At 56.6% G+C, this 20350-nt stretch carries 19 protein-coding genes; 4 read left to right on the forward strand and 15 right to left on the reverse strand.

Annotated elements, in window-relative coordinates; all coding sequences use genetic code 11:
• Positions 1-115 precede the first annotated feature (115 nt).
• Positions 116-1507, forward strand: coding sequence for a cystine/sulfocysteine:cation symporter (gene tcyP / locus HCH49_RS07615; RefSeq protein WP_008500667.1), 1392 nt, complete (start codon positions 116-118; stop codon positions 1505-1507).
• 49 nt (positions 1508-1556) lie between these two features.
• Here tcyP and cedA read toward each other — a convergent pair whose 3' ends face one another.
• Positions 1557-1949, reverse strand: a complete 393-nt coding sequence (cedA, locus tag HCH49_RS07620; RefSeq protein ID WP_309136789.1) for a cell division activator CedA — start codon at positions 1947-1949, stop codon at positions 1557-1559.
• 50 nt (positions 1950-1999) lie between these two features.
• Between cedA and katE the strand changes: the two genes are divergently transcribed.
• Complete coding sequence (gene katE / locus HCH49_RS07625) at positions 2000-4249, forward strand: catalase HPII (RefSeq protein ID WP_221702482.1); 2250 nt, start codon at positions 2000-2002, stop codon at positions 4247-4249.
• 102 nt (positions 4250-4351) lie between these two features.
• Here katE and chbG read toward each other — a convergent pair whose 3' ends face one another.
• The 7 genes from chbG to osmE form a co-directional block, all read right to left on the reverse strand.
• Positions 4352-5101 (reverse strand): chitin disaccharide deacetylase, encoded by a 750-nt coding sequence (chbG, locus tag HCH49_RS07630; RefSeq protein ID WP_213730132.1) that lies wholly within the window; start codon positions 5099-5101, stop codon positions 4352-4354.
• Positions 5102-5112: 11 nt separating this feature from the next.
• A complete protein-coding gene (locus HCH49_RS07635; RefSeq protein WP_221702483.1) occupies positions 5113-6468 on the reverse strand; it encodes a 6-phospho-beta-glucosidase in 1356 nt (451 codons plus the stop codon).
• A 109-nt stretch (positions 6469-6577) separates the two neighbouring features.
• The gene (gene chbR, locus HCH49_RS07640) at positions 6578-7420 is read right to left on the reverse strand and encodes a transcriptional regulator ChbR (protein WP_071884835.1); all 843 of its coding nucleotides are present in this window, start codon (positions 7418-7420) and stop codon (positions 6578-6580) included.
• A gap of 5 nt (positions 7421-7425) precedes the next feature.
• The gene (gene chbA, locus HCH49_RS07645; protein WP_023311284.1) at positions 7426-7773 is read right to left on the reverse strand and encodes a PTS N,N'-diacetylchitobiose transporter subunit IIA; all 348 of its coding nucleotides are present in this window, start codon (positions 7771-7773) and stop codon (positions 7426-7428) included.
• A gap of 47 nt (positions 7774-7820) precedes the next feature.
• Positions 7821-9179 carry a PTS N,N'-diacetylchitobiose transporter subunit IIC gene (gene chbC, locus HCH49_RS07650; RefSeq protein WP_023311283.1) on the reverse strand — a complete coding sequence of 453 codons (1359 nt, stop codon included), beginning with the start codon at positions 9177-9179 and terminating at the stop codon, positions 7821-7823.
• A 79-nt stretch (positions 9180-9258) separates the two neighbouring features.
• Positions 9259-9576, reverse strand: coding sequence for a PTS N,N'-diacetylchitobiose transporter subunit IIB (gene chbB / locus HCH49_RS07655; RefSeq protein ID WP_008500676.1), 318 nt, complete (start codon positions 9574-9576; stop codon positions 9259-9261).
• Positions 9577-9857: 281 nt separating this feature from the next.
• Positions 9858-10202, reverse strand: coding sequence for an osmotically-inducible lipoprotein OsmE (gene osmE, locus HCH49_RS07660; protein ID WP_010430142.1), 345 nt, complete (start codon positions 10200-10202; stop codon positions 9858-9860).
• A 232-nt stretch (positions 10203-10434) separates the two neighbouring features.
• On the opposite strand from osmE, the gene nadE reads away from it, so the two are divergent.
• Positions 10435-11262 (forward strand): ammonia-dependent NAD(+) synthetase, encoded by an 828-nt coding sequence (gene nadE, locus HCH49_RS07665; RefSeq protein ID WP_047061618.1) that lies wholly within the window; start codon positions 10435-10437, stop codon positions 11260-11262.
• 166 nt (positions 11263-11428) lie between these two features.
• Positions 11429-12319 carry an excinuclease Cho gene (gene cho, locus HCH49_RS07670; protein WP_176690046.1) on the forward strand — a complete coding sequence of 297 codons (891 nt, stop codon included), beginning with the start codon at positions 11429-11431 and terminating at the stop codon, positions 12317-12319.
• On the opposite strand, the gene ves is transcribed toward cho, so the two are convergent.
• The 7 genes from ves to HCH49_RS07705 all read right to left on the reverse strand — a co-directional run bounded on the left by ves (position 12297) and on the right by HCH49_RS07705 (position 20008).
• Positions 12297-12854: an environmental stress-induced protein Ves gene (ves, locus tag HCH49_RS07675; protein WP_023311280.1), complete on the reverse strand. Its 558-nt coding sequence runs from the start codon at positions 12852-12854 to the stop codon at positions 12297-12299. The two genes, cho and ves, sit on opposite strands and share 23 nt — an antisense overlap.
• A gap of 297 nt (positions 12855-13151) precedes the next feature.
• Positions 13152-13646: an ATP-independent periplasmic protein-refolding chaperone Spy gene (gene spy, locus HCH49_RS07680; protein WP_221702484.1), complete on the reverse strand. Its 495-nt coding sequence runs from the start codon at positions 13644-13646 to the stop codon at positions 13152-13154.
• A gap of 338 nt (positions 13647-13984) precedes the next feature.
• Entirely contained in the window at positions 13985-14950 is a 966-nt protein-coding gene (gene astE, locus HCH49_RS07685) for a succinylglutamate desuccinylase (protein WP_221702485.1), read from the reverse strand.
• A gap of 10 nt (positions 14951-14960) precedes the next feature.
• On the reverse strand, positions 14961-16286 hold the full coding sequence (astB, locus tag HCH49_RS07690) for an N-succinylarginine dihydrolase (protein WP_221702486.1): 1326 nt from the start codon (positions 16284-16286) through the stop codon (positions 14961-14963).
• Positions 16273-17760 carry a succinylglutamate-semialdehyde dehydrogenase gene (astD, locus tag HCH49_RS07695; RefSeq protein WP_221702487.1) on the reverse strand — a complete coding sequence of 496 codons (1488 nt, stop codon included), beginning with the start codon at positions 17758-17760 and terminating at the stop codon, positions 16273-16275. The genes astB and astD overlap by 14 nt, the downstream gene beginning before the upstream one ends.
• On the reverse strand, positions 17757-18791 hold the full coding sequence (gene astA / locus HCH49_RS07700) for an arginine N-succinyltransferase (protein ID WP_023311275.1): 1035 nt from the start codon (positions 18789-18791) through the stop codon (positions 17757-17759). The genes astD and astA overlap by 4 nt, the downstream gene beginning before the upstream one ends.
• Positions 18788-20008 carry an aspartate aminotransferase family protein gene (locus tag HCH49_RS07705; protein WP_039262052.1) on the reverse strand — a complete coding sequence of 407 codons (1221 nt, stop codon included), beginning with the start codon at positions 20006-20008 and terminating at the stop codon, positions 18788-18790. Before HCH49_RS07705 ends, astA begins: the two co-directional genes overlap by 4 nt.
• Between the last annotated feature and the right edge of the window lie 342 nt (positions 20009-20350).

Raw genomic sequence — 20350 nt, forward strand, 5'->3', positions numbered from 1 at the left:
ATCCTATTTGTCATAACCCATTCCATTTGGATATAAGCGCTACATCACACTTCTGCTAACCTTCCGCCAACAGGATCGGTAAAAACCGACCCAATAATAAATCAGGAGAACGGGGATGAATTTTCCACTCATCGCGAACGTCGTTGTGTTCGTTGTATTGCTATTGCTTCTCGCGCAGGCGCGCCACAAACAGTGGAGCCTGGCGAAAAAAGTGCTGGTTGGTCTGGCCATGGGTGTCGTATTTGGTCTGGCATTACAGGCAATTTATGGTTCCGATAATCCAGTTCTGAAAGATTCTATTCAGTGGTTCAACATCGTCGGTAACGGCTATGTTCAGCTGCTGCAGATGATCGTTATGCCGCTGGTGTTCGCCTCTATTCTGAGCGCCGTTGCCCGCCTGCATAACGCGACCCAGCTGGGAAAAATCAGCTTCCTGACCATTGGTACGCTGCTGTTCACCACGCTGATTGCCGCGCTGGTGGGTGTGCTGGTCACCAACCTGTTTGGCCTGACCGCAGAAGGTCTGGTTCAGGGTACCGCTGAAACGGCGCGTCTTACCGCGATTCAAACCAACTACGTTGGTAAAGTGGCTGACCTGACCGTGCCGCAGATGGTGCTCTCCTTCATTCCGAAGAACCCGTTTGCTGACCTGACCGGGGCGAGCCCAACCTCAATCATCAGCGTGGTTATTTTCGCCGCGTTCCTGGGCGTAGCGGCGCTGAAGCTTCTGAAAGACGACGCGCCTAAAGGCGAACGCGTGCTGACGGCGATTGATACCCTGCAAAGCTGGGTGATGAAGCTGGTGCGTCTGGTGATGCAGCTGACGCCTTACGGCGTGCTGGCGCTGATGACCAAAGTGGTTGCCGGCTCTAACCTGCAGGACATCATTAAGCTGGGCAGCTTCGTTGTCGCCTCTTATCTGGGTCTGGGCATTATGTTCGTGGTGCACGGCATCCTGCTGGGCGTAAACGGCGTCAGCCCGCTGAAATACTTCCGTAAAGTCTGGCCGGTACTGACCTTTGCCTTCACCAGCCGTTCCAGCGCCGCGTCTATTCCGCTGAACGTTGAAGCGCAAACCCGTCGTCTGGGCGTGCCTGAATCCATCGCCAGCTTCTCTGCCTCCTTTGGTGCCACCATTGGTCAGAACGGCTGTGCGGGTCTGTACCCGGCGATGCTGGCGGTGATGGTTGCCCCTACCGTTGGGATTAACCCGCTGGATCCGGTCTGGATCGCCACGCTGGTCGGGATTGTTACCGTCAGCTCCGCAGGCGTTGCGGGTGTTGGCGGTGGCGCAACCTTCGCCGCGCTGATTGTGCTGCCTGCGCTGGGTCTGCCCGTGACGCTGGTCGCGCTGCTGATCTCCGTTGAACCGCTGATCGACATGGGCCGTACCGCGCTGAACGTGAGCGGCTCCATGACCGCCGGTACGCTGACCAGCCAGTGGCTGAAGCAGACCGACAAAGCGATTCTGGAAAGTGAAGACGACGCCGAGCTGGCGCACCGTTAATCACTTTAGAAATAAAAAAAACCGCCTGATGGCGGTTTTTTTATGGCTGTTATTCTTCAACCTCTTCATCCTGGCGGATCTGCATCGCCCACCGTTGCGCTGATTCCGGCACCGTAAACGTGGGCGAGCGGCGGAAATGTTCGCCGATCAGCACAAAGGCCACGTATTTTCCCCGCAGCTGCCAGACATCGCGAAACCCCTCAACTTTCAGGGCATGGTCAGGCGGCGCGGGCTCAACGCGGGGCACATAGCTAATAACCTGGCGGTTTTGTTGACGAAGAGGTTTCATAAGCGACTGGTTCACTAAAGCAAATTCTTGAAGCAGGAAAATTCTATGATAGCCGATCCTGCTGCCTTCCGTCGCGCTCCGAGTGGGTGGGATGGCTCCTTTCGTTAATGACGGCATGTGAAAACTCTTAGTTCGCGAGCCATCTCGCGACATTGTTCTATCCTTAATAGGGTTTTTAGCAATGGATAAAGGAGAAGCGTGCAATGTCGAACAAAGATAAAACTCATCAATCACCGATTCATGGCACTGAGGAATCTCAACCGGGTATGGACTCTCTCGCCCCTGCGGACGGCTCTCACCGCCCCTCCCCTGGCCCTTCCGCACCGGGCGAACAGCCTACCGCACCGGGAAGCATGAAATCGCCGGAGACGGGAAACGAGAAGCTGAAATCGCTTGAGCCGCACCGCAAAGGCGGCGAAGGTTTTGCGCTCACCACCAATCAGGGCGTGCGCATTGCGGACGATCAGAACTCCCTTCGCGCAGGCGCGCGCGGGCCAACCCTGCTGGAAGACTTTATCCTGCGGGAAAAAATCACCCATTTCGACCACGAGCGGATACCGGAACGCATCGTCCACGCGCGAGGTTCCGCTGCGCACGGCTACTTCCAGCCCTATAAGAGTCTGAAAGCGATCACCAAAGCGGATTTCCTCTCCGATCCGGACAAAATCACTCCGGTATTTGTGCGCTTCTCCACCGTACAGGGCGGCGCGGGTTCGGCAGATACCGTCCGGGATATCCGCGGCTTTGCCACCAAGTTTTATACCGAAGAGGGTATTTTCGATCTGGTGGGCAATAACACCCCGGTGTTCTTCATTCAGGATGCGCATAAATTTCCTGACTTTGTCCATGCGGTAAAACCGGAGCCCCACTGGGCCATACCGCAGGGACAAAGCGCGCACGACACCTTTTGGGACTATGTCTCCCTGCAGCCTGAGACCTTACACAACGTGATGTGGGCGATGTCAGACCGCGGCATTCCGCGCAGCTATCGCACCATGGAAGGCTTTGGCATCCATACCTTCCGTCTGATCAACGCCGAGGGTAAAGCCACGTTCGTCCGTTTCCACTGGAAGCCGGTGGCGGGTAAAGCCTCGCTGGTGTGGGACGAGGCGCAAAAGCTGACCGGGCGCGACCCGGACTTCCACCGCCGCGAGCTGTGGGAGTCTATCGAAGCGGGCGACTTCCCGGAGTACGAGCTGGGCCTGCAGCTCATTCCGGAAGAGGACGAATTTAAGTTCGATTTCGACCTGCTTGACCCGACGAAGCTGATCCCGGAAGAGCTGGTGCCGGTTCAGCTGGTGGGTAAAATGGTGCTCAACCGCAACCCGGATAATTTCTTTGCCGAAAACGAACAGGCCGCATTCCACCCGGGGCATATCGTGCCGGGGCTGGACTTCACCAACGATCCGCTCCTGCAGGGTCGCTTGTTCTCGTATACCGATACGCAGATCAGCCGTCTGGGCGGGCCGAACTTCCACGAAATTCCGATTAACCGCCCAACCTGCCCTTACCATAACTTCCAGCGCGACGGGATGCATCGTCAGGATATTGATACCAATCCGGCAAACTATGAGCCGAACTCCATCAACGATAACTGGCCGCGCGAAACGCCTCCGGCGCCGAAACGCGGTGGATTCGAATCGTACCAGGAGCGTGTCGACGGCAACAAAATTCGCGAGCGCAGCCCGTCGTTCGGCGAGTATTACGCCCATCCTCGCCTGTTCTGGAACAGCCAGACGCCGATTGAGCAACAGCACATTATCGGCGGCTTCAGCTTTGAGCTGAGCAAAGTGGTGCGTACCTACATCCGCGAGCGGGTCGTCGATCAGCTGGCGCGCATTGATATTCAGCTCGCCCAGAGCGTTGCGGATAACCTGGGCATTACGCTGACCGACGAGCAGCGCAACCTTGCCCCGCCTAAAGAGGTTAACGGCGTGAAGAAAGATCCGTCGCTGAGCCTGTATGCCGTGCCGGGTGGCTCGATTAAAGGCCGCGTGGTCGCCATCCTGCTGAACGACAAAACCCGCGCCAGCGACGTGCTGGGGATCATGCAGGCGCTGAAGACCCAGGGCGTGCATGCGAAACTGCTTTATTCCCGCATGGGGGAAGTGACCGCCGATGACGGCTCCGTGCTGCCGGTGGCGGCGACCTTTGCCGGGGCGCCATCGCTGACCGTCGATGCGGTGATTGTGCCGTGCGGAGACATTGACAGCCTGCTGAGCAACGGTGACGCGGTGTATTATCTGCTGGAAGCCTATAAGCACCTGAAACCGATCGCGCTGTCCGGCGACGCGCGACGGTTTAAGGCGCACCTGAAGGTGGCCGATCAGGGTGAGGACGGCATTGTCGAGGGCGACAACGTTGACGATGCCTTTATGACGAAGCTGTTTGATTTGCTCGCCGCGCACCGCGTCTGGTCGCGCAGCAGTAAGATTGACCAAATCCCGGCGTAAAAAATACCCTCACCCCGCCCCTCTCCCACGGGAGAGGGAGAAAACAATAAAAACGGTAACCCAGGTTACCGTTTTGCTTTTACCTCGCCACCGGGCTTTATCTCAAAGATCCCCGAACGTCCCCAACCGATACCCACGCTCGGCAATCGCGTATTTCAGCGACGGCGACGTCAGCACGTCCAGCTCCGCCAGGCGCGGCCAGCAGTAGGCGCTCTTACGTACGATGTTATCGACAAAAGCAGGATGCGCCATGATCTCCAGCGACCGTTCCCCCCGCGCGCTGGAATCATCCAGCACCTTAAGGAACAGCGCTTCGTCGATCTCGTCGCCGTAAAATGCGCTGCTGAACCCCTCTGTGGTGGTCACGTCGCAGTCGGGCACGCCGCGCGCCTCCCGATCCACGCGCATCGCCACGCCTTTACGCTGCGCAAACTCCGCGACAATCGGGAAAATTGCCGGGATCATGTGTACGTGGTGATGGCTGTCGATATGCGTCGGCGCCTTTCCAAACGCGTCAATAAAGCGGTTGAACTGACGCTCCAGCTCGCCGGCAATCTCTTCGAGCGGCAGAGCGCCCTGCTCCGCCTGTTCCCAAATCCATTTGCCCAGCTGGCCGTCGCGCGTCAGGCCGGGCATGGGCGAAAGCGGCATCCCGAGCGTCAGCACAAAATGCATGCCAACGCCCAGCTCCGGCACCTCGCGGCTCAGCTGCGCCGCGTGTTCAACCGCCTCACCATTCACCAGTGCCGTGGTCGAGGTCACAACACCCCGGCGACAGGCTTCAATAATGCCGTAGTTCTGGCCTTTCGAGAGGCCAAAATCATCAGCATTAACGATCAGCAGGTTTTCCATTGTACGTCCTCTCAGTGGTGTTTGAACTTCAGCTTCTCGATCGTGGCGGCAAAGTTCGGCAACCATTTTTCATGCGCCAGGATCATCTCGCCGGCCAGCTGCTCCGCATCGCGGTCGGAATGCACCAGCGGGCTGAGGTTCAGCGCCAGCAGCACGTCATTGAGCTCGCCGCTCAGCGCCGCGTTGCTTGCCGCCACTTCAAAGCCTTTGATGGTGTGGATCAGGCCCATGACCTTATCATCGAAGTGGGTGATGCGTGGATGCGGTTTAGCGCCTTCGCGTCCCAGGATGCAGGTCATCTCGACCGCCCAGTCCGCCGGGATATTGTCGATATGGCCGTAGTGCGGCACGTTAACATAGTGTTCCGCCTGCTTGTCGTTGTAGATGGCGTTAATCACCTCGCACGCAGCATCGGAGTAGTAGGCCCCGCCGCGCTGCTCCAGCTCTTTCGGTTTAACGTTCAGGTTCGGATCTTTATACAAATCGAACAGCTGCTTCTCGACTTTCTGAACGATCTGCGCGCGCGCGCCGCCCTTATAGTACTCGCCCATTTCGATGGCCAGCATCTCTTTCTGCTTAAAGTAGTAAAGCAGGTACGAGCACGGAAGCAGGTTCAGCGAGCGGATCAGCCCTTCGCTGAACGGCAGGTCAAAGATGTTTTTCACCGATGCCGCCGTCAGTCGACCGGAAGCCACGCCGTCGAGCAGTTCGGCAAAGCGCGATTGACCGTTCACGATAACGTCTTTAATGAACACCATGTGGTTCAGGCCGAACAGGTCGATGGAGAGATCGTCGCTGTCGTTCAGCGCCAGCACGTCGCGGATAAACATCTTCATACCAATCGGAATATTACAGACGCCGATAAAGCGTTTAAAACCGGTATGACGATAGACCGCCTCGGTCACCATCCCGGCCGGGTTGGTGAAGTTAATAACCCACGCGTTCGGGCAGATATCCTGCACGTCTTTGACGATGTCGAAAATGACCGGGATGGTACGCAGGCCTTTGAACAGACCGCCCGCGCCGTTGGTCTCCTGCCCGAGATAGCCGTGGCTCAGCGGAATACGCTCGTCCAGCTCGCGCGCCTTCAGCTGGCCGACGCGCAGCTGGGTGGTCACGAAATCCGCATCTTTCAGCGCCAGACGGCGATCGAGGGTTTTATGCACGGTCAGAGGCACGCCCGCTTTCTCCACCATGCGCTTGCACAGGTCGAAAATAATATTCAGCTTTTCCTGACCTTCCTCAACGTCAACCAGCCATAATTCGCTGACCGGTAATTCATGATAACGTTTCAGGAAACCTTCAAGTAATTCCGGGGTATAGCTGCTGCCGCCACCAATGGTTACGACTTTTAATTTCTTCTGCATAATATCTCCCTTAGCGTATCAGGTTAATCGCCTGCAAGGTATAGCGTACTCTTCCCGCTATTTGGGCAAGCCATTAAAGCAATATTTGTGGCGGGTAATCCGCCGAAAGTTAATTAATTACCGTTAAATTCTTCCGGTAACTGTTCGGTGTGAATGAAGTCAATTTCTTAAAGGTCTTAATAAACAGGCTGGGACTGCTGTATCCTGACTCGTACGCAATATCGGTGACAGAGTAGTTGGTAATTTCCAGCTGTTTCCTGGCAAAATTAATGCGGATTTCATTAATAATTTGCACGGGTGTTTTACGATAATAGCGCTGCGTCGCGCGGGTCAGATATTCCTGGGATTTTCCCGACAGTGACACCATATTTTCCAGCGCATTTTCGCTGAACTGGCCTTTATCGTGCATCAGCTCAACGGTGCTGCGCAGCCACTGTGGAATATCGTCCGTCACCTGCTGCTCCTCACGATGATGGCGCAGCCGGTTCATCACATAGAAGGTCACCGTTTCAATAAACTCATCAAATTCATTGTCGCGGAAGTTAAGCGAGGCGATAACCGTTTCAATCCAGGTCATAAACTCGTTTTTGACCCGATAGACCTGGGAGGCCACAAAGCAGAACGGCACCAGCGGCAGATAGTGCTTCTCAAAGAAGCGTCTGCTGACGCCCACATTCAGAATACGGGTGGCACCAAATTCGTAAAAGCTCTGGTGATAAGACCCCATCGGCAGGAAGACAAAATCCCCTCGCTCAAGCAGGACGCGCTTACCGTTGATCTCCTGGTAGTAGCGGCCGGTCAGAACAATCGTGAACTCGTAGTAGTCATGCTGGTGCAGACCGCTGGCGCTCTCCGTCTTGTTGTAGATAACCACGTGAAAATTTTTGCCGTTAAACAGCTGCTGTTCAAGTGCGGTTTTAATTTCCATCGTGCTGACCTCCTGCTGCGAAATCCGACTCAGTGCATTTTCTCGTGAAGCTCGATAAGCTCCGCCACCAGCTCACGCGCCAGCATCGAGGTCATCAGGTGATCCTGCGCGTGGACCAGCACCAGGCTGACCTTCATCTTCCCTTCGCCCTGATCGCCTTCAATCAGCTTTGTCTGCACCAGGTGCGCTTCGTTCAGCGCCGTGCGGGACTGGTCCATCATGGTTTTCGCGGCGGCGAAATCTCCCTGCTTGGCCTGCTTCAGTGCGGCATAGGCCAGGCTGCGGGCCTGTCCGGAGTTGATGATAAGCCCCATCACCACTTCTTCGAGATCGTTCTCGACGGCTTCGTCTGCGACAATACTATCCAAATCTAACATGTTTAAGCTCCTTGTGGCTGGCGCGGGCTTCCCCGCGCCGGTCAATCCTAGAATTTCAGTGAGAGGGCAATATCCTCTTCGCTCTCTTCTTCATCAATAATGGTGGCGGCTTTGTTGGCAATCGCCACGAACGGCATGTACAGCAGGGTGGCAATCCCGAGGTTGAATATCGCCAGCAGGAAGGCCGCGACGCTACCGTTGGTGTTGAAGAAGGCGCCCAGGCCCGCCGGCATGGTCCACGGCGCAATGTTGGTGACCGGTGGAATGATGCCCATGTAATACGCCGTCAGGGTGATCGCGGCCAGCAGCGGCTGAATCAGGATGAACGGAATGAACATTACCGGGTTCATGATGATTGGCAGACCGAACAGAATCGGTTCGTTAATCTGGAAGATGCCTGATGGCAGCGCCAGCTTCGCGACCTGACGGTAGTCAGCACGACGAGAGACAATAAAGACCGCGATGATCAGACCCAAGGTCGCCCCGGTACCGCCCAGGAAGATATAGGAGTCAAGCATCGGCTTCGCCCACACATGGAAGGTTTTACCCGCTGCCAGCGCCGCGTCAACGGAGCCGTACTGCTGGTAAAGCGCAACGTTTTCCAGTGCCCAGGGGGTCATAATCCCGCTGTCCAGCGCGGCCAGTGCCAGTGAACCATGCACGCCAAAGAACCACAGCAGAGAGGTGAAAATCACATACGCCCAACCGACCACGCCACCCATCGACGCCAGCGGCGTAGAGATAGAGTCCATGATGATCTGGTGGAAGTTAGTGCCCCAGTGGGAGAGCGCCCAGGCGATAATCCCCATGATGGAGAGAATAATGAAGCCTGGAATCAACGCGGAAAATGAACGAGAAACGGAAGCCGGTACGCTATCCGGCAGGCGGATAACCCAGTTGCGGCGGATAATAAAGGTGAACATTTCTGCCACCACCAGGCCGATAACAATACCGGAGATGATGTTGGCCCCGCCCAGCCAGTTGGCGCCAACGGCATAGGCTTCGCCCACGCTGTAAGGCGTCACGGTCATAAAAGCGGCGACGGATAATAACCCGGCAGCCAGCGGATCCACTTTACGCTCTTCTGCCAGTGCCATCCCAATAAAGAAAGGCGCCATCAACGACATAATCCCTAACGTACCGTTATAGACGTTGCCGCCAATGGCTTTAAAACCATTAAGGGTTTCAATTGTGGAAGCGTCTAACCGAATTCCTAATGAATAAAAGAAGGAACCTTCACCAAAGCTCAGAAAAACGTTGTTAATTAAAACGAACATGGCCCCGGCCAGCGTCAACGGCATTAATTTAATAAAGCCGTTTTTGATGGCGTTAACGTGAGGCTGCTTTCCTATTTTAACAGCAAAAGGAAGGAGTACCTTTTCAAGTGAAGCGATGACTTTACTCATAGGAAAATACCCTTAAATGCCGTAACGCATGTTACGGCGTATTGTGTGTGAAATAACTCTTTGACGGGAAAAATAAAAATTAATTAGCAGCTTTTTTAATGGCTGCAACAGCAGCTTTAAGAACACCTAAACCATCAATCTTGCCGTACAGCCCCGAGTCGATCACTTCGACCGGTTTATTGGGTAACAGTCGTTGAATTTCGGGCAACATATAGGCAATTTGCGGCCCCAGTAAAACAACATCGGCTGTCTGGCCTTTTTCGCCCGCCAGCGTCTCTGGAAACGCTTCAATCACCACAGGGACTTCATACTTTTCAGCCTGCGCACGCATCTTTGACACCAGAAGCGACGTTGACATGCCCGCTGAGCAGAACAGGTAGATATGTTTCTTTTCCATCGTGATTTCCCTCTTGTATGACTACCTGCCATCGCGCTATCACTCGACTCGCTGTCCCGGCAGACAGGTAGCTTGCGTACTGTTGTTTATCGTTGGAGTGAGTATACGCAATGGTACAGACAGGGGATAATTCTGGATAGGCTCAAATTGTCTCTCATTGACCTGGCTTGTTGACTCCCTTCACATTTCGGGCAAATAATTCGCGCAAAGAAATAAGATTTTCTGATGCATAAAAAAACCGGCCCATGGGCCGGTTTGTTAACATCCTCAGGCAAGCAGGGTTACTGCGCCTTAGGTGCCTGAGGATCGGTATCGTATTCAGCACAGGTCTGATAGCCGGAGTTGATCACATGACCGGTATCATCCAGGGCGACGAAGTAGGTTTCTGCCTTACCATCACGTTGACCCAGGATATAGGTCTGGCAGGTCCCTTTCGCATGAATCATGGTCACTTCAGAAGAAGGTTTACCGGCAATCGCAGCCACCTGCGAACGGGTCATCCCTTTTTTAACGTCTTTTACTACGGGCTGCGTAAACTGATCCTTAGTGCGATCGTAAGCCGTACACCCTGCCAGCATAGTCAGTACCGCCGCTGCGCTAAGAATTCCTGCTACGTTCTTGTTCATATTCCGTCCTCTTGTTTATCAGCGTGTTATCTAAGCATGGGATAAAAAGTACTATTGTTCAACTTTGTGAGTTACGCCAGACGAATTTCGGAAAATTCTAATAAAACAACGATAACCTGCTAAATCGGCGCAAATTAGCGCACTCGAAACTGTGATCCTTGTCGTTTCTCGCCCAAAGGGTTAGTTTTAACAGCTAACACATTCTGTTTATGTACTGCATATGGAGGGCGTGATGGCTCTGCAACAAGAGATTATTCAGGCACTGGGCGCGAAGCCTACGGTAGATGCACATGAAGAGATCCGCCGCAGCGTGGATTTTTTAAAATCGTACTTAAAAAAGAACGCTTTCCTGAAATCCCTGGTGCTGGGCATCAGCGGCGGCCAGGACTCTACCCTGACCGGTAAACTCTGCCAGATGGCGATTTCAGAGCTTCGCGAAGAGACGGACGATGAGAAACTGCAGTTTATCGCGGTGCGTCTTCCTTATGGCGTACAGGCGGACGAGCAGGATTGCCAGGATGCCATTGCCTTCATTCAGCCTGACCGCGTGCTGACCGTGAATATTAAGGGCTCGGTGCTGGCAAGCGAGCAGGCGCTTCGCGAAGCGGGCATTGAGCTGAGCGATTTTGTTCGCGGCAACGAGAAGGCCCGCGAGCGCATGAAAGCGCAGTACAGCATCGCCGGGATGACCAAAGGCGTTGTCGTCGGCACCGACCATGCGGCAGAAGCGATTACCGGTTTCTTCACCAAATACGGCGACGGCGGCACCGACATTAACCCGATCTTCCGTCTCAACAAGCGTCAGGGTAAGCAGCTGCTGGCCGCGCTGGGCTGTCCTGAGCATCTGTATAAGAAAGCGCCGACAGCGGACCTTGAAGACGATCGCCCTTCCCTGCCGGATGAAGCGGCCCTTGGCGTCACCTATGACAACATCGATGATTATCTGGAAGGCAAAAAGCTGGATGAACGGACCGCGAAAATCATCGAGGGCTGGTATCTGAAAACCGAGCACAAGCGCCATACGCCCATTACGGTGTTTGACGACTTCTGGAAAAAATAAAGCAAAGCGGTAACCAGGTTACCGCTTTTAATGTTTGCGCCCTCTCCCGTGGGAGAGGGTTGGGGTGAGGGCACCAGGCCGCACGTCCTGGCCGGGTAAGGCGTAGCCGCCACCCGGCTCTTTTTTAACCATCACACTCCTGCTACACTGTATGCCTGAACAGTATATGGAGCAGTATGTGAGCAGGCGTCAATCCGCCCCGCGTCTTGAATTTGAAGCGGCGGCTATCTACGAATATCCCGAGCACCTTCGCCCCTGGCTTGAGGCGCTGCCTAAACAGCCGGGCGTGTACATCTTTCACGGTGAAAGCGATACCCTGCCGCTCTATATCGGCAAGAGCGTTAACATTCGCAGTCGGGTGTTATCCCATCTCCGTACGCCGGACGAGGCCGCCATGCTGCGCCAGTCGCGACGCATTACCTGGTTCCAGACGGCGGGAGAAATGGGCGCGCTGTTGCTGGAGGCGCGGTTGATAAAAGAACAACAGCCGCTGTTCAATAAGCGCCTGCGCCGCAACCGTCAGCTCTGCTCCCTGCAGATAAACGATGGCAGGCCGCAGGTCGTCTACGCGCGCGACGTCGATTTTTCTCATGCCCCGAATCTCTATGGGCTATTCGCCAATAAACGCGCCGCGCTCCAGGCGCTGCAGACGCTGGCGGACGATTTACAGCTTTGCTACAGCCTTTTAGGTCTGGAGGCTACCACCCGGGGACGCGCCTGTTTTCGATCCGCGCTGAAGCGCTGCGCCGGTGCGTGCTGCGGGAAAGAGAGCGTTGAGGCGCATCACGCCCGGCTTCTCACCGGTCTGGCGGCCATCAGCGTGAACTGCTGGCCCTGGGAAAGCGCCGTTGCGCTAAAAGAAGTGGGCGAGGCCATGACCCAGTATCACATCGTCAACAACTGGCTCTGGCTGGGCGCCGTCGACGACATCAACGACGCGGCAACCCTGCTGCGCACGCCCGCCGGATTTGACCACGATGGCTACAAAATTCTCTGCAAACCGGTCCTGGCGGGAAAGTTTGAGATCATTGTGCTCAATGACCCGGCAGCCACGTGATTTCGCTGAACAATAAGGTGCCCTGAGCCTCCAGCAGACGCAGCGTATGGGTACCCTCCTCCCAGCTGGCACCCTGATCGGCCGTCAGCAATTTATCGCCCAGCTGCCACGCCCCGCTTAGCACGAACACCACGCCCCCGCGTGAGCCAAAGGTGGTGAAGGTTCGGTCAGCAACGCGCACCTTCGCCCGGCAGCAGTCGCGCCGGGTCATGATGTTAAAGTCCATCGCCATCCGCCCATCTGAAAGCAGCGCTTTCACCGGCAGATCGCCGGCAAAACTGTAGGGCTGATGATGCTTGAGGGTATGGGAGAACGCCTGACCCGCGTCCAGCGTCACCTCTCCCCCTTCCAGCAAGGTAATCACCCGGTCAACACCGGGAAACGAGGAGAATTCGCCGTTGCTGGCAATCGTCGCGATACTGGCGCGCCAGTGAAAATCGCGCGTCGCGGGAGGGAAGCAGCAAATCTCACGCGTTTCGCCAGCACCATTGCGCCAGAGGCTGACCGGCATCTTACGGATATCAAAGAACTCCATCACCACTCCTGAATGGCACAACCCGTGCCAGGGCAAGGATATCGCTATCGTTGCTGTCTTGTTTGTTATCGTTGGGTATTCACAGAAACAGTATCGGCAGCAGAGCGGGCAGGCCTTAGCGGAACGTTAATAAAAATTCTAACGCCATGACTCTGCAAACATTCTCTGAAGCGACTACAGGAGGATACCGCGCTGGCGGCGGCAGGCAAGAGGGCAGGAAAGAAAAACCGCCGGTCCTGTCCACAGCGGTTGCGCTTTTGTGGACAGGATCCCGGCGGTCTTAAGAGTGTGAACCGATTATTCGGTTGGTGCTGGCATTTTACCTTCCATCGCCGGACGTTCTGTCAGACGCTTCTCAAAATTCGCATTAAATTGTTTTTTCTGTTCCGGGGTCAGAATGTTGTAGATCTTGTTCTGGGTTTCCATGTGAGCCAGCATGCGGGCTTTGTGCTGCTCGGCCATTTTGTCGATCTGCGCTTCGGCTTTCGCCTTATCGAAGCTGTCGCTGGCGATGATGTCATGCATCGCACGACGCTCTTCAAGCGGAGGACGTTTCATCTGGTCGCGTTCGGCTTTTCTGATGTCGCGGATCTGCTGCTTCTGCGCATCCGTCAGGTTGAGATCCTTAAACATCATCATCTCGTTGTGCATACCCGGACCTTTATGATGCATCATCATTTTGCCTTCAGCAGGCACGGTAGGTGCAGTGGTCGCAGTATCTGCGGCGAACGCCATGCTGGTAGCGCCCAGAGCCAGGGTAGAAGCAACAAACAGTGCAGTAAACTTACGCATAATTTATTTCCTTTCTTTCAGTTATTCTTCGGCGCTATGCCGTGTTGACGAGATTAACTTTACGGGGTTTATCGTCAATTAGTCAGAGCAACGGTAAAACAATGAAAGTGTAAAAAACAAATTTTCGCCAAATGTGGAGGAAATAAGGATAAAGCGTGGAGAGTTGCAACAAAAAATATTTAACAGGCTGATTTTAAAGAGATTAAGCAGAAGTATAGCGAAGTGAAGATCAATAATAAAGCAATTCACCAGGAATATTCTGCAAAACAAGCACAAGCGCTTTAATCGTTAAGAAAAGTTTTTTACTTCCCCCTCCCGGATGATGAGAGGGGAAAGGCTCAGGATATTTTTTCCAGCATCAGCCCGGCCCGCAGGCCAAACGCGACGGTAGGGTTAGGGAATAAGACATACTCGGTGGTGTTCTGCACCTCGTAACGTTCCTCGCCATCCTCAGCCAGCAGCACCCCTTTGCGGAACGGGGTGAAGTTCAGGGTGTGTGCGGCCATATGGAGCTGGAAGGCATCGCTGCGGCGCGTGATCTGCTGTACGACCCGATACCGCTCAACGGGCTGATGCGCGTGCTCGGGAGCCGTTCCTCCCAGCAGCGCCCGAAGGGCGAGATGCGTAGGCGCAAAGCGGCTCAGATCGTTCTGGCCGAACGGCAGCGCTTTTCCCAGCTCCAGCGTGCAGGACAGCGCAGCGAAACGTTCACAGGTGAAATGGGTAAACGTTCCGCCCGGCGACTGATGAAATACCAGCGCCTCCAGCCCGGCGTCACCCAGCCAGCTCAGGAACGCTTCATCCCAAGGCTGACTGCGCTGCGGCAGAACGCCGAAGCGAACGTGGTAGGACGCGCGGATTGCCGTATGCAGATCCAGATGCCAGCGCCCCGGTCCCGCGGCGGCAAAAAACGCGGTCACGACGTTCTCCAGCCACTCTGCCCGCGCCGTTTCATCGCTCTGGGGAAACTGCGACCAGCGGCCGCCAAACATGCGGTTAATGTCGCTCACCAGATACCGTTTGTTTTGCGCCAGCGCAGGGGGATTGCCGAGCACCACCAGCACGCGGCACTTTAGTTCGATCTCATTGCGATACAGCGCACGCAGCAGCAGATCAACAATCTCAACGGGCGCGGTTTCATTCCCGTGGATACCCGTTGAAAGCAGCAGCGAGAGATCGCTTTTTACGGTCGGCGTCAGCTCAAGCACCCCGCGTCCCAGCCACCGCCAGCGAAATGAGGGGCCGTCCCCCTCTTTCTGTTCCGGCGTCTCATCGGCCAGGGTCAGCGCCAGTAAATTTTCCATATCCACTCCTTTAGCGCTGGAACGGGTAAACCGATCCCAGCTGCAGGATTGTCGATAACGCATCCAGCGCCTCGCGTCCTTCACGCAGAAGCTGCGGGTCAACCAGATCCGCCTGCGTCAGACGATCGCGATAGTAGCGATCGACCCAGTCATTCAGCCGCGTAAAGAGCGTATCGTTCATCATGACCGCCGGGTTCACCGCCTGCATTTCGTCCTGGGTCAGGACCACGCGCAGACGTAAACAGGCGGGACCACCGCCGTTGGCCATGCTTTCGCGCAGATCAAACACGCGCAGTTCGTCAATCGGGTTATCGGCCTTGACCAGCTCCGTCAGGTAGCGCCACACGCCTTTATGATCCCGGGACTCCTGCGGCAGGACCAGCATCATGCTGCCATCGTCACGGCTCAGCAGCTGGCTATTGAACAGATAGGTTTCTACCGCGTCCTGCACGCTCACCGCCTCCGTGGGCACCTGGATTGGCGTAAAGCCGCGCACGCGCTCCTGCAGCGTGGCGAGCAGCTTCTCCTGATGGGCAAACGCCTGCTCGTGGCAGAACAGCACCTGGCGGTTAGAAACGGCAATCACGTCGTTATGGAACACGCCCTGGTCAATCACATGCGGGTTTTGCTGGGCAAAAACCACCTGGGAAGGATTGACCTGGTTCAGTCGGGCAACCGCCTGGCTCGCCGCCAGCGTCTGACGGGCAGGATAACGGGTTGGCGCGGCGTGGCCCCCCTCTTCTCGCCCGTAGATAAACAGCTGCAGGCCCGGGTCGCCATAGTCGCCCCCCAGGCGGTTATGGTTGGCCGCGCCTTCGTCGCCAAACATCGCCACCTGCGGCAGGGCCTGATGCACCTCAAAATGGGCGTCATGGTTGAAAATGGCGCGCAGCACGCGCTCGGTGGTTTCCGCTTCGGTGGCGCGGTGGAATTTATTGTTCAGGTTCGCCACCGTCAGATGAACTTTGCCATCCAGCGTGTCGGCTGACGGCGCGACGGTCCCCGCGTTGGCCACCCACATAGAGGAGGCGGAGCTTGCCGCGGAGAGCAGGTGCGGGGTCTGCGTACCCGCTTTTTCGACGACCTGCTCATCGGTACCGCTAAAGCCGAGCTGACGAAGGACCGCCACGTTCGGGCGTTCCTGCGGCGGGATCACCGCCTGTGGGAAACCGGCATCCGCCAGCGCCTTCATTTTTAGCAGCCCCTGCTTCGCCGCCAGCTTCGGGTTGGAAACCTGAAAACGGTGCTTCGTCGAGGCTTCATTACCAAAAGAGAGACCGGCATAGTGGTGCGTCAGCCCCACCAGCCCGTCAAAGTTAACCTCACGTGCTTTCATGGCGATCCCCTCCGGTAAAATCCAGCCCCGGATTAAGCGTCTCCGGCAGCGTCAGCGCCGGGGTTTCCAGGCTCGCCATCGGCCACGCGCAGTAATCGGCGGCATACCACGCGCTGGCGCGATGGTTGCCCGACGCGCCCACCCCGCCGAACGGCGCGGTGCTCGCGGCCCCGGTCAGCGGTTTATTCCAGTTCACAATCCCGGCGCGCGCTTCCAGCAGCAGCCGATCAAACTTCTCGCGATGCGGCGAAATCAGCCCGCTCGACAGGCCGTAGCGGGTGTTGTTCGCCATCGCAATGGCCGCATCGAAATCGTCGTAACGCCAGACGCACAGCAGCGGGCCAAAGACCTCTTCATCCGGCACGTTGCTCGCGCCGCTCATCTCTACAATACCCGGCGTCAGCAGCGAGCTACCCGGCTGAACCTGCTTCGGCTCCAGCAGGGTTTTCGCGCCGCGCGCGACGTGGTCCTGCCAGGCCTTCAGCACGTTCAGCGCGGCCTGTTCGGAAATCAGCCCGCCGATAAACGGCTGCGGTTCGGCATCCCATGCGGCAGGCACCAGACGCGCGCTCACTTCTACCAGACGCTTCAGGAAGGCATCCCCCTGCGCGCCGCGCTTGACCAGCAGACGGCGAGCACAGGTACAGCGCTGTCCGGCGGTAATAAAGGCGGACTGAATCGTCAGGTGCACCGCGGCGTCGATATCGTCAGGGTCTTCCACAATCAGCGGGTTGTTGCCGCCCATCTCCAGCGCCAGGATTTTCTCCGGCTGCCCTGCCAGCTGGCGGTGCAGCTGATAGCCCGTACCGGCGCTGCCGGTAAACAGCAGGCCGTCGATATCGCTCAGCGCGCTCAGCGCCTGACCGGTTTCCCGCCCGCCCTGCACCAGGTTCAGCACGCCCGGCGGCAGGCCGGCCTGTTCCCACAGCTTAACCACCGCCTCGCCGGTGAATGGCGTGAGCTCGCTCGGTTTGAAGATGACGGTATTGCCCGCCAGCAGCGCAGGCACAATATGGCCATTCGGCAGATGCCCCGGGAAGTTATACGGGCCAAACACCGCCAGGACGCCGTGGGGACGGTGGCGCAGCGTGGCTGCGCCGTCCGGCATGTCGGTGTGCTGTTCGCCGGTGCGGGTGTGGTACGCCTTCACCGAAATGGCGATTTTGTTGATCATCGCCGTCACTTCGGTTGTCGCTTCCCAGCGCGGCTTGCTGGTTTCAGACGCGATGATGCGCGTCAGTTCGGCCTTGTTTGCCTCCAGCAGCCCGGCAAACTTTTCAACAATTTCCTGGCGCACGGCGAAAGGCTGTTTTGCCCACGCCGGAAACGCGCGGCGCGCGGCTCGGCAGGCTTGTTCCACCTGCGCGGCGCTGGCGTCATGCCCCTTCCAGAGCACCTCTTTTCCAACCGGATTGGTCTTTACGCGCTCTTCGCCTTCGCCCGTGACCCAGTCACCGTTAATCCATAATGTCATGCTGTTTTCTCCTCAGGGCAGAGACGCACCAGGCGAACCGTATCGCCGGCGTTACATTTCAGGGCATCCAGTTCTGCAGCCGTCAGCACCAGACGTTCACATTTCGGGTTGGTACGCACCAGCATGGCGCGGAAGTTGGCGTAATTTTCGTTCGACACCAGACAGGCGGGCCAGTCACCCGGCGCGGGCTGACCTTCAGAGACCTCAACCAGACGGCTTTTACGGATCGCGCGCACGCGGTCGATATCGCACTCAAGCGTTGGGCCGCCGTCAAAGATGTCGACATAGTTCCGGTAGCGGAACCCCTCTTTCTCCAGCACCGCGCGGGCGGGCGCGGTTTGCGGATGGACTTCGCCAATCACCGCCTGCGCTTCCGGACTGAGGAAATGGGTATAGATAGGATGCTTCGGCATCAGTTCGGCGATAAAGGCTTTCTGGCCGGTGCCGCAGAGATAGTCCGCCCGGCTGAACTCCATCGAGAAGAAGCGCTCGCCCAGGCTCTCCCAGAACGGCGAGTAGCCGGTGTCGTCGATCACGCCGCGCATCTCTGCGACCACTTTTTCGTTAAAGCGATCGCGGAAGGCGGCCATAAACATAAAGCGCGATTTGGAGAGCAGATAGCCGTTGCCCTCTTTGCGCCACGCCGGGTCGAGGAACAGCGTGCACAGCTCGCTGGCGCCCGTGTGGTCATTACAGAGGAACAGCGTGGGCAGCGCGTTATAGACGTTCAGCTCTTTCGAGGCGTGAACCATGGTGCCGACGCGGTAGTTGTACCACGGGTCGTTAAGCCCGACGGCCACTTCAATGGCGCAGATCCCGGCCACGGTCCCCGTGTCGGTGTCTTCCAGCACGAACACATACCCCTGTTCGCTTTTTGGCAACGTCCCCTGCCAGGTTTGCAGGGCGCGCTCAATGCGCGCCGACAGCGTTTTTTCATCGGCAGGAAGCGAGGTCAGCCCGCCTCCCGTCTTACCGGCAAGCTGCATGAGCCCGGCGAGATCGCCGCGCTCAACGGGACGGATGACCATCATGATGACACCCCGGATTTCACTTTTTCACACGCCAGCGCAAAACGGTCCAGACCGGTTTGCACCTCTTCCTCGCTGACGATCAGCGCCGGCGCAAAACGCACCACGTTGGCACCGGCAATCAGCACCATCACGCCCACTTTTGCCGCTTCCTGTGAAATAAGTTTAGCTTTTCCGGCAAACTCGGCGGTGAGCTCGCAGCCGATTAACAGCCCCAGACCGCGAATTTCTTTAAACAGCCCCGTTTTGCCGTTGATGGCATTCAGGCGCTCGACAAACCAGTCGTGACGCTGCTTAACGCCTTTCAGCACCTCAGGCGTGTTAATGATGTCCAGAACCTGCCCGGCGACGGCGGTTGCCAGCGGGTTGCCGCCGTAGGTGGTGCCATGGGTACCTACGGTCATTACGCTGGCGAATTTATCGGTGGTCAGCGTCGCGCCAATCGGGAAGCCGCCGCCCAGCGCTTTGGCGGTCGAAAGCACATCCGGCGTTACGCCATAGTGCATATAGGCATACAGCTCGCCGGTGCGGCCCACGCCGGTCTGGACTTCGTCGAAAATCAGTACCGCGTTGTGGCGATCGCACAGCTCGCGCAGCCCCTGCAGGAAGGCTTTTTGCGCCGGAAGCACGCCGCCCTCGCCCTGCATCGGTTCGACGATCACCGCGCAGGTGGTGTCGTTAATCAGCTCGCTGGCGGACTGCAGATCGTTATAAACACCGTGACGGATATCCGGCGGCAGCGGTGCGAAATCCTGCGAGTAGGAAGGCTGGCCGCCCGCGCTGACGGTAAAGAGCGTGCGCCCGTGGAAGGCATTTTTAAACGCCACGATGCCGCTCTTGTGGGTACCAAATTTATCGTGCGCATATTTGCGCGCCAGCTTCAGCGCAGCTTCGTTGGCTTCCGCCCCCGAGTTACAGAAAAAGACCTTTTCGGCAAACGTCGCGTCGATCAGTTTTTTGGCCAGGCGCAGCGCGGGCTCGTTAGTAAAGCCGTTGCCGGTATGCCAGAACTTCGCCGCCTGGTCATTCAGCGCCTGACGCAGCGCAGGGTGCGCATGACCCAGCGCGTTGACCGCAATCCCACCTGCAAAGTCGATATACTCTTTACCCTGCTGATCCCACAGGCGCGAGCCTTCCCCACGAACCGGAATAAAAGCCGCCGGAGCGTAAACCGGCATCATCCATTCATCGAAATTTTCACGCGTAATTGACAGAGACATAGCGACCTCATCCGGTAAATAAAAAGTTATTTGAATGTTAAATAATTGAGTGTTTGCACTGTGAATGTAGATTGCAGCCTTCGTGCCAGCCAGCGATAAAATTGCATAAACGGGTTGAGGTAACAGAATATCAATAAGTTACAATATGGAGTTATTCACTGTTATTGCATAAAAAGTGAATATTTTTACGACAAGCGGCGCTTTGCCGCATGAAAATCAGAAAGAGTATGCAAGGGCCAAATATAATTCTGGAATTGTGATCGCTCGCGAAATTTATCGGTCATTTACGCCCTGTTTGAGGGCGATGCGCGTCAGAATGGTGCAAATATTGCACCACCGGCA

Origin of the sequence: Enterobacter sp. Y17 (assembly GCF_019730495.1) — a bacterium.
GTDB classification, from domain to species: domain Bacteria; phylum Pseudomonadota; class Gammaproteobacteria; order Enterobacterales; family Enterobacteriaceae; genus Enterobacter; species Enterobacter asburiae_B.

What these genes read in the sequence shown, in the direction of transcription:
- tcyP (WP_008500667.1), top strand. Translation starts at nt 116, where the DNA reads ATGAATTTTCCACTCATCGCGAACGTCGTTGTGTTCGTTGTATTGCTA.
- cedA (WP_309136789.1), bottom strand. Translation starts at nt 1,949, where the DNA reads ATGTCGCGAGATGGCTCGCGAACTAAGAGTTTTCACATGCCGTCATTA.
- katE (WP_221702482.1), top strand. Translation starts at nt 2,000, where the DNA reads ATGTCGAACAAAGATAAAACTCATCAATCACCGATTCATGGCACTGAG.
- chbG (WP_213730132.1), bottom strand. Translation starts at nt 5,101, where the DNA reads ATGGAAAACCTGCTGATCGTTAATGCTGATGATTTTGGCCTCTCGAAA.
- HCH49_RS07635 (WP_221702483.1), bottom strand. Translation starts at nt 6,468, where the DNA reads ATGCAGAAGAAATTAAAAGTCGTAACCATTGGTGGCGGCAGCAGCTAT.
- chbA (WP_023311284.1), bottom strand. Translation starts at nt 7,773, where the DNA reads ATGTTAGATTTGGATAGTATTGTCGCAGACGAAGCCGTCGAGAACGAT.
- chbC (WP_023311283.1), bottom strand. Translation starts at nt 9,179, where the DNA reads ATGAGTAAAGTCATCGCTTCACTTGAAAAGGTACTCCTTCCTTTTGCT.
- chbB (WP_008500676.1), bottom strand. Translation starts at nt 9,576, where the DNA reads ATGGAAAAGAAACATATCTACCTGTTCTGCTCAGCGGGCATGTCAACG.
- osmE (WP_010430142.1), bottom strand. Translation starts at nt 10,202, where the DNA reads ATGAACAAGAACGTAGCAGGAATTCTTAGCGCAGCGGCGGTACTGACT.
- nadE (WP_047061618.1), top strand. Translation starts at nt 10,435, where the DNA reads ATGGCTCTGCAACAAGAGATTATTCAGGCACTGGGCGCGAAGCCTACG.
- cho (WP_176690046.1), top strand. Translation starts at nt 11,429, where the DNA reads ATGGAGCAGTATGTGAGCAGGCGTCAATCCGCCCCGCGTCTTGAATTT.
- ves (WP_023311280.1), bottom strand. Translation starts at nt 12,854, where the DNA reads ATGGAGTTCTTTGATATCCGTAAGATGCCGGTCAGCCTCTGGCGCAAT.
- spy (WP_221702484.1), bottom strand. Translation starts at nt 13,646, where the DNA reads ATGCGTAAGTTTACTGCACTGTTTGTTGCTTCTACCCTGGCTCTGGGC.
- astE (WP_221702485.1), bottom strand. Translation starts at nt 14,950, where the DNA reads ATGGAAAATTTACTGGCGCTGACCCTGGCCGATGAGACGCCGGAACAG.
- astB (WP_221702486.1), bottom strand. Translation starts at nt 16,286, where the DNA reads ATGAAAGCACGTGAGGTTAACTTTGACGGGCTGGTGGGGCTGACGCAC.
- astD (WP_221702487.1), bottom strand. Translation starts at nt 17,760, where the DNA reads ATGACATTATGGATTAACGGTGACTGGGTCACGGGCGAAGGCGAAGAG.
- astA (WP_023311275.1), bottom strand. Translation starts at nt 18,791, where the DNA reads ATGATGGTCATCCGTCCCGTTGAGCGCGGCGATCTCGCCGGGCTCATG.
- HCH49_RS07705 (WP_039262052.1), bottom strand. Translation starts at nt 20,008, where the DNA reads ATGTCTCTGTCAATTACGCGTGAAAATTTCGATGAATGGATGATGCCG.